Source organism: Streptomyces sp. DT190, from assembly GCF_049846985.1.
GTDB lineage: Bacteria > Actinomycetota > Actinomycetes > Streptomycetales > Streptomycetaceae > Streptomyces.
Window position 1 is genome coordinate 24006 of the sequence record NZ_JBNCNM010000033.1, and the last position, 16114, is coordinate 40119.

A 16114-nucleotide genomic window follows, 5' to 3' on the forward strand; every position below is an offset into this window, starting at 1 on the left:
GCGAGCCGCCGCCCGAAGGTGCCCGAGCTCAGGATTCCCGCAGGCGGCCGGAGGCAGACAGGATGATGAGCACGCGGCGGCTGAACTCGTCGCGGGCTTCGTGTACGACTCGCACGCGCTTGTTGCGAGCTTCCAGGCGCGGGGTGATGACGAGGCCGATGAAGAGGGCTGTCGCAGCAGGGAGCAAGATGCCACTGATCCACAAGCGCATGGAGCGATTGTGAGGGACACGGCGGCCGACAGCGGGTGCTTCACGGGATACTAGGCTGATCAACGGCGCGGGGCCGAGGTCCGTAGGAGACCGTTGGCCTGCGCCAATTCATGATCGATGCGGGGTCGTGGCTGAACTACAAGCCGGTGATGGCTGAGGCTGGTCGTTCCGATAGCCGTGCTTTTCCCGAGCTGGCCAAAGCGGGGGTGCCGCCGCAGGAGTTGCGACGCCTGGCCGCGTACAAGGTGCTCGCCTCGTACGACAACAACCAGGCCGGGCAGCTTGCCGCGGTGGGAGGCGACACGGGCGCGTTGGAGCGCCGGGAGCTAGGAGACGCCGCGAAGCTGTTCCCGGTCGATCTCGTGCTACGCACCCCGAAACCCTCCCGCGCCGCCTTGGCCGGCTCCCGGATGTTCAGTGAGGCAACGCCTTGCCCGCTTCCCTTCCGACCTCCAAGCCCCAGCAGCGTGACCTTCGCTTCCGCAAGGTCGATACTGCCGACTGGAGGATCACCAGCCCGCTCGCACGCGACGACAACCTGCACCTGACGACCTGTCACCAATGTCAGCATTAGGTCAGCATCAGTACCGCCACAACGCGCTACGGAGGACTACGGACCGTCAAGATCGCAAACTAGTCAAACCCAATCTGACCTGCGAACATGAAGGTCAGAGGCCCAGATGCTAGTCTCATCAGGAGGTTCCAGTGAAGATGCTGATCAACGTCCCCGAGACCGTGGTCGCGGACGCGCTGCGTGGTATGGCGGCAGCCCACCCGGACCTGACCGTGGACGTGGAGAACCGGGTCATCGTGCGGCGGGACGCCCCCGTCGCCGGCAAGGTGGGACTGGTCTCGGGCGGAGGTTCCGGGCACGAGCCGCTGCACGGCGGATTCGTCGGTCCCGGCATGCTGTCGGCGGCCTGTCCTGGTGAGGTGTTCACCTCCCCCGTGCCCGACCAGATGCTGCGCGCGGCCGCCGCCGTCGACAGCGGGGCCGGAGTGCTGTTCATCGTCAAGAACTACACCGGTGACGTCCTCAACTTCGACATGGCCGCCGAGCTGGCCGAGGACGAGGGCATCCAGGTCGCGAAGGTCCTGGTCAACGACGACGTGGCAGTGACCGACAGCCTCTACACGGCGGGCCGGCGCGGCACCGGCGCGACGCTCTTCGTGGAGAAGATCGCGGGCGCCGCCGCCGACGAGGGCATGCCGCTGGAGCGGGTCGAGGCCATCGCCCGGCAGGTCAACGAGAGCTCCCGCAGCTTCGGTGTCGCGCTGAGCGCCTGCAGCACGCCGGCCAAGGGCAGCCCCACCTTCGATCTGCCCCCGGGCGAGCTGGAGTTGGGCATCGGCATCCACGGCGAGCCGGGGCGGGAGCGGCGGAGCATGATGACCTCGGGCGAGATCGCCGAGGCCGCCGTCGAGGCCGTGGTGGAGGACCTCCGCCCGCGCAACCCGGTGCTGGTCCTCGTCAACGGCATGGGCGCGACGCCGCTGCTGGAGCTGTACGGGTTCAACGCCGAGGTGCACCGGGTGCTCGCGGCGCGCGGTGTGGCCGTGGCCCGTGTCCTGGTGGGCAACTACGTCACTTCCCTCGACATGGCGGGCGCCTCGCTCACCCTGTGCCAGGCCGACGAGGATCTGCTGCGGCTGTGGGACGCCCCCGTGAGGACACCGGCCCTGCGCTGGGGCGTGTGAGGGACAGGGGGTAGAGGATCACCACGTACCTACCAGGCAAGGAGATCCAGTGCTCGACGCCGACTTCTTCCGCCGTTGGATGACGGCGACCGCCACGTCCGTCGACCGCGAGGCGGAACGGCTCACCGCCCTCGACTCCCCGATCGGGGACGCCGACCACGGCAGCAACCTCCAGCGCGGGTTCCGCGCGGTGAAGGCCGCCCTGGACAAGGAGCCTCCCGGAACACCCGGCGCGGTCCTGACGCTGGCCGGCCGCCAGCTGATCTCGACGGTCGGCGGCGCCTCGGGGCCGCTCTACGGCACGCTGCTGCGCCGGACGGGCAAGGCGCTCGGGGAGGAGGCCGAGGTCAGCGCGGAGCAGCTGACCGAGGCACTGCGGACCGGGGTGGACGCGGTCATGACGCTCGGCGGAGCCGCGCCCGGCGACAAGACCATGATCGACGCCCTGGTGCCCGCGGTGGACGCGCTCGGCGAGTCGTTCGCGGCCGCCCGCACCGCCGCCGAGGAGGGCGCCGTCGCCACGACGCCTCTGCAGGCCCGCAAGGGCCGGGCGAGTTACGTGGGCGAGCGCAGCATCGGGCACCAGGACCCGGGCGCCACGTCCTCGGCGCTGCTGATCGCCGCTCTCGCGGAGGCCGCCGGTGAGTGACGAGCGGCAGGTGGGAATCGTGCTGGTGTCGCACAGCGCGGAGGTGGCCGCCTCGGTCGCCGCGCTGGCCAAGGGCCTGGCGGGCGGCGGTGCGGAGGTACCGGTCGCCCCGGCGGGCGGCACCGAGGGCGGCGGGCTCGGCACGAGCGCGGAGCTGATCGCCGCGGCGGCCGCGTCCGTGGACCGCGGGGCCGGCGTCGCCGTCCTGACCGACCTGGGCAGCGCGGTGCTGACGGTCAAGGCGCTGCTCGCGGAGGGCGACGAACTCCCCGAGGGGACCAGGCTGGTGGACGCCCCGTTCGTGGAGGGGGCCGTGGCCGCGGTCGTCACGGCGGCCACCGGGGCCGATCTGGCGGCCGTGGAGGCGGCCGCCGCGGAGGCGTACGCGTACCGGAAGGTGTGAGGTCCTTCCCCGGTGTGCGGCCGGGCCCGCCGGTTCCCGGCGGGCCCGGCCGCGTGCGGTGCCGGCGCGCGGGGCTCAGCGCCCCGCGGTGAAGCGCTTCGCCGCCGCCTCCCCCGCCGCCACGGCCGCGGCGTGGTCCTCGATCGGCGACACACGGGTGTTCTTGAAGACGATGTAGGTGACGCCCGAGGGCACGCCGCCGCCGTGCGGGTCCGGGCGGATGCCGAGGGCCTTGGCGGTCGCGTAGGACGCCTCCCCGATGATGTGCTGCGGGCCCGTGTCGCCCACGACGGCGTACTGCACCCGGTCCCGGTGGATGACGGCCACGACCGATCCGCCGCGGACGCCGTGGTCCCGGTAGTCCCAGAGAGGACTCGGGGCGGGCACGACGACGAAGGGCAGGCGTTCGGCGCTCAGGAAGCGGCCGTCGGACTGCGCGAAGGCCGTGCTGGGGGCGAAGTAGGGGTCGGTGCGGCGGTTGCAGTGGGGGCCCGGACGGCCGTCGCAGTCGATGTCCATGTCCGCCTTCCAGAACACGACGTCGCGGGTGCCGCAGACCGGGATGGTGGCGGGGGCGCCGTAGTCGCTGCGGTAACGGCCGCGCGAGACGGGGGTGCAGTCGCGCACCGCGGCCAGCAGGTCGGCGGCGGGCACCGTGCCCTCGCGCGACGCGGCCGGCCGGTCCTGGTGCGCGGGCGGCGTGGCGGGGGCTGTCGTCGGAGCGAGCAGGGCGGCGCTGGCCGCGGCCAGCGAGAGCGACTGGACACGCACGATACGGGAGCCTCTCCTCGGGGACCTGACAGGCACTCAGCCCAATCTGGCCCCGGGCCGGTCGGCGGGCCACCGCTGGGGGGCCGGACGGTGCACGGCCCCCAACCACGAAAAGGGGCCGGGGGCCTGAGTCCGTGTGAGACCCGGCCGCCCGGCCACCCGCGCCAACGCGGCATCTGCGACGACAGCGGTCCGCGCGACAAGCCCGAACTCCCCGGTGTGCGCCGGGCGTTCGGCCGTGAGGCCTTCAGCATACGTAACTCTTCCGAGTGGTCACACACCACGGGGTGACGCCCGGTCCGGCCACGGCCTGCCCCGTTCACCCTCTTGATGTGATCGCGTCAGTCGCGTCATATTGGTCCGGACCATTACGGACCGTTCCCGCGTGCCGCCCCGGGAGGCAGTCTCGTGCGATTCCTCGTCCTTCTCCGGCGATGCGCAGCACCCTGCGCGACCGTCGCGCTCGTCGCGTCCTGCGGCTGGGCCGGTACGGGCAGAGGCGACACGGGCTCACCGCCCGGCGCGCCGACCGGTGTCACCGCCGCCGCGGGCAGCGCCACCAGCGTGCACGTCATGTGGAACGCGACGGAGCGGGCCGACCGTTACGAGGTGTATCGCGGGACCACCAAGGTCAAGGAAGTGCCGGGCTCCCAGCACATGGTGGATGTCACCAGGCTGCGGCCGTCCACGCAGTACTCCTTCACCGTGCGGGCACGGGACGCCGACGGACGGCTCGGGCCACGCAGCCGGGAGGTCCGGGCGAGCACACCGGTGGCCGCCGCCGACGACCGCGCGGCGCCGTCCCGCCCGACGGCACCCCGCGGGCGGGTGGCCGGCAGCCGGGCCGTGCAGCTGTCCTGGTCCGCCGCGACGGACGACCGGGACGTGGTGTCGTACGACATCCACCAGGGGGACGCGAAGATCCACAGTGTGGGCGGGGGCCAGACGGCCACCGTGGTCACGGGGCTGCGGCCCGGCACCTCCTACGTGTTCACCGTCCGAGCCCGGGACGCGGCCGGCAACGTCTCCCCCGCCAGTGCCGCCGTCCGCCTCACCACCCCGGGCGCCGGCGACGGCCGCGCCACGGCACCCACCGGCTTCCGGGCGACGAGCCACCGCGCGGACGGGGCCTACTACGTCGACCTCAGCTGGGTGCCGCCCCGGGTGGACGGCGTGGTCACCGAGTACCAGGTCCATCTGGACGGCCGGGCGGCCACGTCCCTCGTCTTCGGCGGCGACCCACCGCGCGGACGGGCGACGTACAGCTTCTACGTGGGGCGCGACAGCGGTGCCACCCATCGCGTCCGGATCCGGGCGATGCTGCCGGACGGCACCTGGGGAGGCTTCTCGGCGGAGCGGACGGTGACGACGGGCGCGGGGCGCTGACCCACCCCGCGGCACCGGGCCACCGGGCGGGACGCCGTCACCTGCACGGCGGCGTCCGGCGTGCGTCCGGGGCCCGGGGCGCATTGGCTGACCCTGAGGCAGCACGGGCGTTCCCGACCCTCGGCGGCGCTAGGGATGTACCGCCAACCGTGCCGCCGGAGGGCAGTCCACATGCGCAACTCATCGATAGTTTCCCGCTCCGGCCTGACCGTGGCCGCCGCCGCGCTGCCCCTCGCCCTGGCGGCGGTGCCCGCGGCCGCGGGTCCGGGCATCTCCGTCAGCACCACGGGCTCCACGGTGTCGGTCACGACCAGCTCCTGCACCCAGATCAACGGCAGCTGGGGCACCGCCTCGCTGCTCACCAGCAGTCAGGGCAGCTTCGCCCAGGGCCGGCAGGTGACCCTGTCCGGCACGTCGACCAGCCAGTCCGCCGCCTGGTCGAACGTCACCGCGGGCACGTACACCGTCATCGTCATCTGCTCGGACGGCACCACCGCGGGCACCCAGTCCGTCGTCGTCTCGCCCGCCCCCACCCCCACGCGTACCGCGTCCCCCTCGGCCTCGCCGTCCCGCGGCGTCATGGGCGGGGTCGGCGGCTCCTCGACGGACTACGGCACCGTCACGCTGGTGGCGGGCGGCACGCTGGTCGGTGCCGGACTCCTCGCGACCGCCTGGTACCTGCGCCGGCGCACCAAGCCGTACCGGCTCTGACCCGGTACGAAGGGCGGCCCGCCCGGTCGAAGCGCTCCGGCCGGGCGGGCGCCGTCACGTCACGGTCGGGCCAGTCGGGCCAGTCGGGCCAGTCAGACCGGCTCGGACGGCTCGGACGGCTCGGACAGCTCGGACGGTCCGGTCGGTTCGGTCGGTTCGGCCGGTTCGGTCGTCCCGGGGCCGGGCAGGTCCGCGAAGTCCGCGAGGGCGCCCCTGAGCCACTGGGTCCAGAAGGTCTCCAGGTCGATCCCGGCCCGCAGCACCAGGTGCCGCAGCCGGTCCTCGGCGCCGTCCCGGCCGGGCGGGAAGTCACGCTTCTCGATCTCCCGGTACTCGGCCAACTGCCGCTCGTGCAGCTCCAGATGGCGCCGCAGATCGGCCTCGAGACCGGCGGTGCCGACCACGGCCGCCGCCCTGAGCCGCAGCAGCAGCGTGTCGCGGTGCGGCTTGGGGTCCTGGGAGGCGGCGGTCCAGCGGGCCAGTTCGGCGCGGCCCGCGGGCAGGACCTCGTAGCTCTTCTTCTGCCCGCGGGCCGGCTGCTCGGACGGCAGGGCCCTGATGAGGCCGTCGGCCTCCAGCCTTCCCAGCTCGCGATAGATCTGCTGGTGCGTCGCCGACCAGAAGTAGCCGATCGACCGGTCGAACCTGCGGGTCAGCTCCAGCCCGGACGACGGCTTCTCGAGCAGGGCGGTGAGGATCGCGTGCGGGAGTGACATGGCCTCATCCTAGGGACGCGTCCGACCGCTACAGGGCGGCCGCCAGTTCGGTGCCCTGCTTGATGGCGCGCTTGGCGTCCAGCTCCGCGGCCACGTCCGCCCCGCCGATCAGGTGCGCGCTGCGCCCGGCCGCGATCAGCTCCTCGTACAGCCCCCGGCGCGGTTCCTGGCCCGTGCACAGCACGATCGTGTCGACCGGGAGCACCGTGCTCTCCTCGCCGACGGTGATGTGCAGTCCGGCGTCGTCGATCCGGTCGTAGCGCACGCCCGGGACCATGGTGACGCCGCGGTGCTTGAGTTCGGTGCGGTGGATCCAGCCGGTGGTCTTGCCGAGCCCGGCGCCGACCTTGGAGGTCTTGCGCTGCAGCAGGTGGACGGTGCGCGGCGGGGCGGGCCGCTCGGGCGCGGCGAGGCCGCCGGGGGCGCGGTAGTCGAGGTCGACGCCCCACTGGCGGAAGTACGTCCGGGGGTTCTCGTGGGCCTTGTCGCCGGTGTCGGTGAGGTACTCGGCGACGTCGAAGCCGATGCCGCCCGCGCCGAGGACCGCGACCCGGTCGCCGACGGGGGCGCCGTCGCGCAGCACGTCGAGGTAGCCGAGGACGCTCGGGTGGTCGATGCCCGGGATGTCGGGGGTGCGCGGGGTGACGCCGGTGGCGACGACGACCTCGTCGTAGCCGTCGACGTCGGCGGCCGAGACGAGGGTGTTCAGCCGGACGTCGACCCCGTGCCAGTCGAGCTGGGTGCGGAAGTAGCGCAGCGTCTCGTCGAACTCCTGCTTCCCGGGCACCTTCCGGGCGACGTTGAGCTGCCCGCCGATCTCGCTCGCCGCGTCGAACAGCGTCACCTCGTGCCCGCGCTCGGCGGCCGAGACCGCGCAGGCCAGCCCCGCCGGACCGGCGCCGACGACCGCGACGCGCTTGCGCAGCCGGGTCGGGGAGAGCACGAGCTCGGTCTCGTGGCAGGCGCGCGGGTTGACCAGGCAGGAGGTGATCAGGCCGCTGAAGGTGTGGTCCAGGCAGGCCTGGTTGCAGCCGATGCAGGTGTTGATCGCCTCGGGGCGGCCGGCCTCGGCCTTGGTGACGAAGTCGGGGTCGGCGAGCATCGGGCGGGCCATCGACACCATGTCGGCCGCGCCCTCGGCGAGCAGTTCCTCGGCCAGCTCGGGGGTGTTGATGCGGTTGGTGGTGACGAGCGGGACGGACACCTCGCCCATCAGCCGCCGGGTGACCCAGGTGTAGGCGCCGCGGGGCACGGAGGTCGCGATGGTGGGGATGCGGGCCTCGTGCCAGCCGATGCCGGTGTTGATGATCGTCGCCCCGGCGTCCTCGACGGCCTTCGCGAGGGTGATCACCTCGTCGAGCGTGGAGCCGCCCGGCACGAGGTCGAGCATGGAAAGGCGGTAGATGACGATGAAGTCGTCGCCGACCGCCTCGCGCACCCGGCGCACGATCTCCAGCGGGAAGCGCGTGCGGTTCTCGTACGAGCCGCCCCAGCGGTCGGTGCGCCGGTTGGTCTGCAGCGCGATGAACTCGTTGACGAGGTAGCCCTCGGAGCCCATGATCTCGACGCCGTCGTAACCGGCCTGGCGGGCGAGGCGGGCGGCACGGACGTAGTCGTCGATGGTCCGCTCGACGTCGGCGTCGGTGAGCTCGCGGGGCGGGTAGGGGCTGATGGGCGCCTGCAGCGGGCTGGGCGCGACCAGGTCACGGTGGTAGGCGTAGCGGCCGAAGTGCAGGATCTGCATCGCGATCCGCCCGCCCTCGCGGTGCACGGCGTCGGTGATGACCCGGTGCTGCTCGGCCTCCGCCTCGGTGGTGAGCTTGGCGCCGCCCTCGTAGGGCCGTCCCTCGTCGTTGGGGGCGATGCCGCCGGTGACGATCAGGCCCACTCCCCCGCGGGCGCGGGCGGCGTAGAAGGCGGCCATGCGCGCGAAGCCGCCCTCGGCCTCCTCCAGGCCCACGTGCATGGAGCCCATGAGGACCCGGTTGGGCAGGGTGGTGAAGCCCAGGTCGAGGGGGCTCAGCAGGTGCGGGTAACGGCTCATCGGGCCCTCCGTGCGCGGTGTGGTGCCTGTAGTTGTAGAGGACTACCGACGGTTTATGCAACTAGTTGCACAAGGTGATGGAGGGCACAGATCCGCCGCCCCGGCCGGGCCGGCCTCGAGGCTCGCAGGCCCGAGCCGGCCGTCCCGGAGGAATGGCTCCGCCGGTCGACGCCCCTGGAGCCGGCCCGTCGCCACCCGGACCGGGAGGCGGGCCGCGGCCTGCCGCACCGACGCCTACGCGAGGCGCGGTCGCGCTCCCGGTGGGGCTCGCCGGCGGGCGTCCCGGCCCCTGGTGGACGCCGGGCGCCTGCGTGGACACCACGCCCTGCGGCGACGAGGCGGCGGCCTGGTCGTTCCCTCCCGGCGCCGGGGACGTCGCGGACGGCCGGCTGCACGGCAGGGCACGGCCGGCTCCCGGCGCGCCGCCGCCCTGTTCCGCCACCTGGCGGCGGAGCCGCACGGCCGGGCCGGTGAGCCGCGCGGCGGGCTCGCCGTACTGCTCGACGCCGACGAGCAGTACGGCGGCTTCGGGGCTGCCCGGGCCTGTCGGCCCGTCGGCCGCCCGCCCGGCCGGGGTGATGGCCGGCTGCCCGGGCCTGGACGAGGTGACGATCGGCGGGTGCGGCCTGTGGCGGGCCCGGATCACGGTGCACGGGGCGTCCGGGCACGCCGGGTCCAGCCGGACGGCGGTGGGTGCCGTGTCCCGGGCGGCGCGTCCGGTCGGCTGCTGGACGGGGCTTCCCTGCCCGGGGCGCACGGGTCCCTCCCGCTGCCGCCGAAGCGTGACGTCCTGCCACGGGGGCGAGGGGTTCCGGCGCCGGCCCGGACCGCTGCGAGCCGGGCGTGGACGTCCGCACCCCACCGCACGACGCGGCCCCCGACGCCGAGCGCCCGGTCCGCACGGCGGTGGGCGACCTGGACGCGCTGCCGCCCGGCCCGCCGTCCGAGCCGAGGACGCCCCGGTGGCCCACCGGCCCCCTACCGGCTGGACGCGGCGGGCTGTTCCTCCGCGTCCAGCCGGTAGGGGGCCGAGACCGCCGGCCCGACCACCCTCAGCGACCAGCCGGCGGCCCGGGGCGTCCCGGCCACCGCCGGCTCCGGCGTCCCTGCTCGGGGGTGCACGGCGTCGACGAGCGGGTTTCGCCGGCGGACCTGCGCGTCGTGTACGCCGTCTACCGGCGTGCCGTCCTCGGCCTGCCGCAGGCGTGAGCCGCGCTCACCGGCTCTGCAGGCGCACGTGCAGTTCCTTCTCCTGGTCACCGGAGACCGTGCTCAGGTCGTGCACGTCGAACAGCGAGTCCAGGGTCGTGCGCAGTTGCTCGATCGCCCAGTACCCGCCGTGCAGATCGGCCTCGACCGAGGACGACAGCCGGGCCTCGGGGTGCGCCCCCTCGTGCGTGTCGGCGACGTCGAAGGTGCCGAGCCAGACGGTCGGCCGGGTCGCGTGCAGGTCCTCCGGGACGTCGTCGGCGCACCGGTCGGACTCGAAGCAGGCGCACAGCGTGTCGAACACGATCCGGGCGTCGTGCTTGCTGCACCCGCTGATCTCCACCGAGACGGAGTGGGGGTGCGGTCGCTCCTGGTTCATCGCCATCGTGATCGCTCCTTGCCTGGCCGCGCTGCCGTTTCCGCCCCTCCCCCAGCAAAGCACCACCTTCCGCCGAGCACTACCGGCGGCGGGGACGCGTCTGCGGGGCGGCACGCGCCCCGGTGGGGGATGGTGGAAGGTGGCGGAAGGGGCCTCTCACGAACGGCTCCGCGCGGTAGAACTGGGGTGTCGGCACCTGACGGCGTGCCGCGAGGAACGGCGAAGGCGGGGCGTGGGATGAGTGCAGCCGGGTCTCCCGAGGCCGAGGGCGAGGAGCCGGTGCGCGGATCGAGGCGGCCGAGCGGACTGCTCGACGTCCTGCGCGTGGCATCCGTGGTCCTGGACACCGAGGGCCGCATCGTCCTGTGGAGCCCGCAGGCCGAGGAGCTGTTCGGGTACGAGGCGCGGGAGGCGCTCGGACAGTACGCCGCGCGGATCATGGTCCACGAGCAGCACGTCGACCTCGTGGTCAAACTGTTCTCGGACGTCATGGGCACCGGCCAGAGCTGGGCCGGGGCGTTCCCCATCCGCCGCAAGGACGGCACCACCCGGCTGGTGGAGTTCCGCAACATGCGACTGCTGGACGACCAGGGCGACGTGTACGCGCTGGGTCTGTGCGCCGACCAGTCGACCGTGCACCGGCTGGAGCGGGAGGTGGCCCTGTCGACGCGGATGATCGCGCAGTCCCCGATCGGGCTGGCCGTGCTGGACACCGAACTGCGCTACGTCTCCGTCAACAAGGCGCTGGAGGAGATCAACGGCCTTCCGGCCGAGGAGCATCTGGGCCGCACCCCGCGCGAGGTGGTGCCCGGGATGGACGTCGACGCGCTGGAGACGGCGACCCGCCGCGTGCTGGAGACGGGCACGCCGGTGGTCGACCAGTCCACGATCGGGCGCACCCCGGCCGACCCGCACCAGGACCACGCCTGGTCGGTCTCGCTGTACCGGCTGGAGAACGCCTTCGGGACGGTGCTGGGCGTGGCCGTCTCGATCGTCGACGTCACCGAGCAGTACCGGGCGGGGATCGAGGCCGAGGCGGCCCGGCGGCGGCTGGCGCTGATCGCCGACGCCTCGGGGCGGATCGGCACCACGCTGGACCTGGACCACACGGCGCACGAGCTCGCCGAGGTGGCCGTGCCGGAACTCGCCGACATCGCGGCGGTGGACCTCCTGGACGCCGTGGTGCAGGGCCGGCAGTCCAGCCTCGGCCCCACCGAGTCGGCGGTGATCCGGGCGCTCGCGGTCCAGGGGTACGACTCCGCCGAGGCGCTCGAGGCGGCCGATCCGCCCGGGCAGGTGGCGCGGTACGCCTCCGACCGGCTGGTCACCCAGTGCGTGCGCACGGCGAGCCCGGTGATGCTGCCGGAGGTCAAGGACGAGGACCTCGCGCGTATCGCCCGCTCCCCGGAGGCGGCCGAACTGCTGAGCCGGGCCGGGGTGCACTCGTATCTGGCGGTGCCGCTGATCGCGCGCGGGGAGGTACTGGGCGCCCTGGACCTCAAGCGCACCCGCAATCCGCTGCCGTTCACCGAGGACGACCTGCTGCTGGCCCGGGAGCTGGCCGCCCGGGCCGCCGTGCAGATCGACAACGCGCGCTGGTACCAGAGCGCCCGCGACACCGCGCTGACGCTGCAGCGCAGCCTGCTGCCCAGCCATCCCGCCGTGACGGGCGGCCTGGAGGTGGCCTCCCGTTACCAGCCGGCCGGGGCCACGAGCGAGGTCGGCGGCGACTGGTTCGACGTGATCCCGCTGGAGGACGACAAGACCGCACTGGTCGTCGGCGACGTGATGGGCAGCGGCATCCCGGCGGCGGCGGCCATGGGACGGCTGCGGACGGCCACCCACACGCTGGCCTCCCTCGACCTCGACCCGCACGTGCTCCTCGAGCACCTCGACAAGATCACCACCGGGCTCGACCAGGCCATCGCCACCTGCGTCTACGCCGTCCACGACCCGCGCCGGGGCGAGTGCCGGATCGCCAACGCCGGGCACCTGCCGCCCGTCCGGGTCCGGGCCGGCCGGCCTCCGGAGCTGCTCGACCTGCCGACCGGGGTGCCGCTCGGCGTCGGCGGGATCGCCTTCTCCACGACCACCGTCGACCTGGAGCCCGGCGACCTGTTGGTGTTCTACACGGACGGGCTGGTCGAGACCCGGCGCGACCCGCTCGACGACCGGCTCGGCACGCTCCTGTCCCTGCTGGACGGGCCGGACCGGCCGCTGGAGGACGTCTGCGAACTGCTGCTGCGGACGCTGCACGAGCCGGACAACTTCGACGACGTGGCCCTTCTCGTCGCCCGGGCTACGGTGCCGGAGACGACCTAGAGCCGGACGCCGATCACCACGTGGGCGTACAGCTCCTGCGAGACGGCCAGGTGAGCCGCCAGTCCGCTGCGCTCGAAGGCGGCGACGGCGTCCGGCGCCTGGTGCCGGCTCGTCTCGACCAGGACGCAGCCGCCCGGCGCCAGCCAGCCGGGCGCCCCGGCCGCGACCCTGCGCAGCACGTCGAGACCGTCCGTGCCGCCGTCGAGGGCGACCAGCGGCTCGTGGTCCCTCGCTTCCTGCGGCAGCAGGCCGATCTCGTCGCTCGGGACGTACGGCACGTTGGCGGCGAGTATGTCGGCGCGGCCGCGCAGCGCACCGGGCAGCGCGTCGAACAGATCGCCCTGGTGGACCCGCCCGCCGGCGGCGGCCACATTGGCGCGGGCGCAGCGCACGGCGGCCGGGTCGATGTCGGCGGCGTGCAGCTCGACGCGGCCGAGCCCGGCGGCCAGTGCCGCGCCGACGGCGCCCGAGCCGCAGCACAGGTCGACGACGACGCCCGCGCCGGGCGCGCGGGCGAGTGCCTGCTCCACCAGGAACTCGGTGCGGCGGCGCGGCACGAACACACCCGGGGCCACGTCGATGCGCAGCCCCCGGAACGCGGCCCAGCCGACGACGAGTTCGAGGGGCAGACCGGCCGCGCGGCGTTCGGTCATGGCGGCGGCCTCGGCCGGGGTGCGGGCGGCGGCGAGGATCAGAGCGGCCTCGTCCTCGGCGAAGACGCAGCCCGCCGCGCGCAGGGCGGCGACGAGGGCGTCGGGGGACGACGGCGGAACAGGAGGAACGGCGGACACAGACGGCATGGAAGCCCAGAGCCTTTCGAGAACCGAAGGGCGCTCCGGCGGTCGCCTACGGCCGGCGATCCGCGCCACGTCGAGGGGAGAGCACCCGAGCTGACACAGCGGTAATGGGTCTCACCTCCCCGGTCCTTCAACGGCTGGGTCCGTCCGCAGCCGGACGGCAACATTACCCGACGGGTCGGCCACCCGGGTGACGCGGTGACGGCCGGGCCCCCCGCCGGGCAGGTGGTTGGGTCATGCAAGCATCGTGCGACCATGGGAGGCATGGGCAGGTGCTGGAACTGACGGGGGCCGGCCGGCGCGTCCTGGCCCGGGTCACCGAGAGCCGCCGTGCGGTCTTCCGGGAACGGCTCGCGCACTGGCCGCAGGAGGACCTGGCGCGGTTCGCCGACTACCTCGTGCGGTACAACGAGGGGCCCGGCCCCGGGGGGCGGGACTAGGCCGTACCCGCACGTACGGTGGGACACGCACGCAACGATCACGCCGGCCCGACGGGGCACCGCCGGCCGGCCCGGAGGCACCACCCGATGCACATCACCCGAGGCTTCACCGGGCGCCCGCGCGGCGCCGACCCGGGGCTGCCGCCCGGGCAGTACGACGCCCGCGACGACTGGCCCGTGCTGTCCGCCGAGGTCACCCCGGACCTGGCCCCCGCCGACTGGACCTTCCGCATCGACGGACTGGTCGAGGCGCCCCGCACCTGGGACTGGCAGGAGGCGCACCGGCTGCCGCCGTCCGCGTACGAGGGCGCCATCCACTGTGTGACGAGCTGGTCGAAGTTCGGAGTGCGCTTCTCGGGCGTGTCCCTGGACGCCTTCCTGGACGCGGTCCGCCCCCAGGAGCCGGCGACCCATGCCGTGGCCTACGCGCACACCGGCTACACCACGAGCCTGCCGCTCGCCGACCTGACCGGCGGGCGGGCCTGGATCGCCTGGGAGTACGACGGGCGGCCGCTCGCCCCGGAGCACGGCGGCCCGGCGCGGCTGCTGGTGCCGCACCTGTACTTCTGGAAGAGCGCCAAGTGGATCGCGGGCCTGCGGATCCTCGACCACGACGAGCCGGGTTTCTGGGAGCAGAACGGCTACCACGAGCGGGGCAACCCGTGGGAGGAGCAGAGGTACGCCGGTGACTGAGACCTTCGTGCCGCCCACCCGGTTCGCCGTGCCCGGGCGCATCGCCGTGAGCGAGCAGGCCGCCTCCGTGTGGCAGACCGCCACGCTCACCGAGATCCGCCGTGAGACCCCGCGCACGGCCACGTACCGGTTCGCCGTGCCCGGCTGGCCGGGTCACCTGCCCGGGCAGCACCTGATGGTGCGGCTGACCGCCGAGGACGGCTACGCGGCCCAGCGCCACTACTCCATCGCGTCGGCGCCGGACGACGCGGGGCACGTGGAGCTGACGCTGGACCACGTCGAGGGCGGCGAGGTCTCGGGCTGGTTCCACACCGTCGCCCGGGTCGGCGACCGGGTCGAGGTGCGGGGCCCGGTGAGCGGCTTCTTCGCCTGGCCGGGCGACCGGCCCGCGCTGCTCGTCGGCGCCGGCTCCGGCATCGTGCCGCTGATGTCGATGGTCCGCCACCACCGGGCGCGGAACCTCACCGTCCCGCTGCGCATGCTGGTGTCCGCGCGCAGCCCCGAGGAGCTCGTCTACGCCCGGGAGCTGGGCGCGGAGACGACGGCCGTGTTCACCCGGAACGCGCCGGAGGGTGTGCCGGTGGGACGTATGACGGCCGCACATGTGGCGCCGCTCCTGGCGGCGTCGCCTCCCGGTGGGTGGGAGGCCTATGTGTGCGGCTCCAACTCCTTCGCCGAGCACGCCTCTCGGCTGCTCGTGACGGCGGGTCAGCCCGTGGACCGCATCCGGATCGAACGCTTCGGCTGACGGCCCGCGGGGGTCCCGTCGGCCGAGGCCCTCGGTCATGACGGGGTCCGGCGCCGCCCCGCACACCGCCGGTGTTCCGCCCCGGGCGGGCCGGACACCCGGCCCGGGGGCCGCGGCAGGGGACGCGGCGGGCCACCGCTCCTCCTCCGCGCACGCGCACGCGCCCCGGGGAGCGGACCGGCGGCCCGGCACGGTGGAGGGGTACCGGACGCACGGGGGCACGTCTGCGACCGGTCCGGCACTCCGGTGACGGCGAGGAGGCCGGGATGCGGACCCGGGTGCGCGGCTGGCGCCGGCGGCGCAGTCCGCTGCGGCGCCGGTCGGATGTCGTCGAGGCGTGGACGGTGCTGGTGGTCGCGGTCCTGGTCCTCGTGGGCGCGCCCGCGGTGGGGGCGGCGGCGGCCTGCCGGGCCCATGGCGAGGTGCGCGCCGTGGCGCTGCAGCAGCGCGCCGAGCGGCATTCCGTACGGGCCGAGGTGATCGGCGGACGCAGTCGCTCCCTGCCGACGGTCGAGGCCGGCGGGGAACGCGCCCACCGGACGACCGTGCGCTGGACGGAACCGGGCGAGGGCACCCGCACCGCGACCGTCCGGGTCCCCGCGGGCACCCGGCAGGGCGACGTGGTGGACGTCTGGTTCGACACCCGGGGGCGGAACGTGACTCCCCCGGTCGACGGCAGCGCGGTCCGGCAGCACACCCTGACGATGGGCACGTGTGCCGCGTGCGGTGCGGTGCTGCTCGTACTGCTCCTGCACGCCGCGGTGCGCCGGGTGGCCCTGCGCCGCAGGCTGGCCGAGTGGGACCGCGCGTGGGCCCGCACCGAACCGCGGTGGACGCATCGCCGCGCGTGAGGCGGCCCACGGGCGTTCGGTGACCCGACCACCCGTGGGCCGGAATCCGCCCGTCAGGCCCGACGGCTTTCCGCGCGCACCCCTCC

16 protein-coding genes and 1 pseudogene are annotated in these 16114 nt (G+C 74.1%); 11 read left to right on the forward strand and 6 right to left on the reverse strand.

All coding sequences use genetic code 11. The features are described from left to right. Nucleotides 1-28: 28 nt before the first annotated feature. A complete protein-coding gene (locus tag ACPXCS_RS36585; RefSeq protein WP_425952224.1) occupies nt 29-211 on the reverse strand; it encodes a hypothetical protein in 183 nt (60 codons plus the stop codon). Nucleotides 212-321: 110 nt separating this feature from the next. On the opposite strand from ACPXCS_RS36585, the gene ACPXCS_RS36590 reads away from it, so the two are divergent. The 4 genes from ACPXCS_RS36590 to ACPXCS_RS36605 all read left to right on the forward strand — a co-directional run bounded on the left by ACPXCS_RS36590 (nt 322) and on the right by ACPXCS_RS36605 (nt 2961). Continuing rightward, entirely contained in the window at nt 322-759 is a 438-nt protein-coding gene (locus ACPXCS_RS36590; protein WP_425971106.1) for a hypothetical protein, read from the forward strand. Between the two features lie 157 nt (nt 760-916). Further along, on the forward strand, nt 917-1909 hold the full coding sequence (gene dhaK, locus ACPXCS_RS36595; protein WP_425952223.1) for a dihydroxyacetone kinase subunit DhaK: 993 nt from the start codon (nt 917-919) through the stop codon (nt 1907-1909). Between the two features lie 49 nt (nt 1910-1958). Then, the gene (dhaL, locus tag ACPXCS_RS36600; RefSeq protein WP_425952222.1) at nt 1959-2558 is read left to right on the forward strand and encodes a dihydroxyacetone kinase subunit DhaL; all 600 of its coding nucleotides are present in this window, start codon (nt 1959-1961) and stop codon (nt 2556-2558) included. Then, nucleotides 2551-2961, forward strand: coding sequence for a PTS fructose transporter subunit IIA (locus tag ACPXCS_RS36605; protein ID WP_425952221.1), 411 nt, complete (start codon nt 2551-2553; stop codon nt 2959-2961). Before dhaL ends, ACPXCS_RS36605 begins: the two co-directional genes overlap by 8 nt. Nucleotides 2962-3036: 75 nt before the next feature. Here the strand turns inward: ACPXCS_RS36605 and ACPXCS_RS36610 are convergent, their stop codons facing one another. Continuing rightward, nucleotides 3037-3732 carry a glycoside hydrolase family 75 protein gene (locus tag ACPXCS_RS36610; protein WP_425946737.1) on the reverse strand — a complete coding sequence of 232 codons (696 nt, stop codon included), beginning with the start codon at nt 3730-3732 and terminating at the stop codon, nt 3037-3039. 408 nt (nt 3733-4140) lie between these two features. Here ACPXCS_RS36610 and ACPXCS_RS36615 point away from each other — a divergent pair, with 408 nt between their 5' ends. Both ACPXCS_RS36615 and ACPXCS_RS36620 read left to right on the forward strand, forming a co-directional pair. Then, nucleotides 4141-5118 (forward strand): fibronectin type III domain-containing protein, encoded by a 978-nt coding sequence (locus ACPXCS_RS36615; protein ID WP_425946738.1) that lies wholly within the window; start codon nt 4141-4143, stop codon nt 5116-5118. 171 nt (nt 5119-5289) lie between these two features. After that, a complete protein-coding gene (locus ACPXCS_RS36620; protein WP_425946739.1) occupies nt 5290-5829 on the forward strand; it encodes a hypothetical protein in 540 nt (179 codons plus the stop codon). A gap of 92 nt (nt 5830-5921) precedes the next feature. Here ACPXCS_RS36620 and ACPXCS_RS36625 read toward each other — a convergent pair whose 3' ends face one another. The 3 genes from ACPXCS_RS36625 to ACPXCS_RS36635 form a co-directional block, all read right to left on the reverse strand. Next, nucleotides 5922-6545: a PadR family transcriptional regulator gene (locus ACPXCS_RS36625; protein WP_425946740.1), complete on the reverse strand. Its 624-nt coding sequence runs from the start codon at nt 6543-6545 to the stop codon at nt 5922-5924. A 28-nt stretch (nt 6546-6573) separates the two neighbouring features. After that, nucleotides 6574-8589 (reverse strand): FAD-dependent oxidoreductase, encoded by a 2016-nt coding sequence (locus ACPXCS_RS36630; protein WP_425946741.1) that lies wholly within the window; start codon nt 8587-8589, stop codon nt 6574-6576. Between the two features lie 1216 nt (nt 8590-9805). Further along, nucleotides 9806-10177: a hypothetical protein gene (locus tag ACPXCS_RS36635; RefSeq protein ID WP_425946776.1), complete on the reverse strand. Its 372-nt coding sequence runs from the start codon at nt 10175-10177 to the stop codon at nt 9806-9808. A 237-nt stretch (nt 10178-10414) separates the two neighbouring features. On the opposite strand from ACPXCS_RS36635, the gene ACPXCS_RS36640 reads away from it, so the two are divergent. Next, a complete protein-coding gene (locus ACPXCS_RS36640; RefSeq protein WP_425946742.1) occupies nt 10415-12499 on the forward strand; it encodes a SpoIIE family protein phosphatase in 2085 nt (694 codons plus the stop codon). On the opposite strand, the gene ACPXCS_RS36645 is transcribed toward ACPXCS_RS36640, so the two are convergent. Then, on the reverse strand, nt 12496-13299 hold the full coding sequence (locus ACPXCS_RS36645) for a putative protein N(5)-glutamine methyltransferase (protein ID WP_425946743.1): 804 nt from the start codon (nt 13297-13299) through the stop codon (nt 12496-12498). The two genes, ACPXCS_RS36640 and ACPXCS_RS36645, sit on opposite strands and share 4 nt — an antisense overlap. Before the next feature lie 266 nt (nt 13300-13565). Between ACPXCS_RS36645 and ACPXCS_RS36650 the strand changes: the two are divergent. The 4 genes and pseudogenes from ACPXCS_RS36650 to ACPXCS_RS36665 form a co-directional block, all read left to right on the forward strand. Then, nucleotides 13566-13736 (forward strand): annotated as a pseudogene (locus ACPXCS_RS36650) (MarR family transcriptional regulator); the annotation flags it as partial. Nucleotides 13737-13823: 87 nt separating this feature from the next. Beyond that, entirely contained in the window at nt 13824-14429 is a 606-nt protein-coding gene (locus tag ACPXCS_RS36655; protein WP_425946744.1) for a sulfite oxidase-like oxidoreductase, read from the forward strand. Next, entirely contained in the window at nt 14422-15177 is a 756-nt protein-coding gene (locus tag ACPXCS_RS36660) for a ferredoxin reductase (protein ID WP_425946745.1), read from the forward strand. The genes ACPXCS_RS36655 and ACPXCS_RS36660 overlap by 8 nt, the downstream gene beginning before the upstream one ends. A gap of 266 nt (nt 15178-15443) precedes the next feature. After that, nucleotides 15444-16028: an Rv1733c family protein gene (locus tag ACPXCS_RS36665; RefSeq protein WP_425946746.1), complete on the forward strand. Its 585-nt coding sequence runs from the start codon at nt 15444-15446 to the stop codon at nt 16026-16028. The last annotated feature ends 86 nt before the right edge of the window (nt 16029-16114 follow it).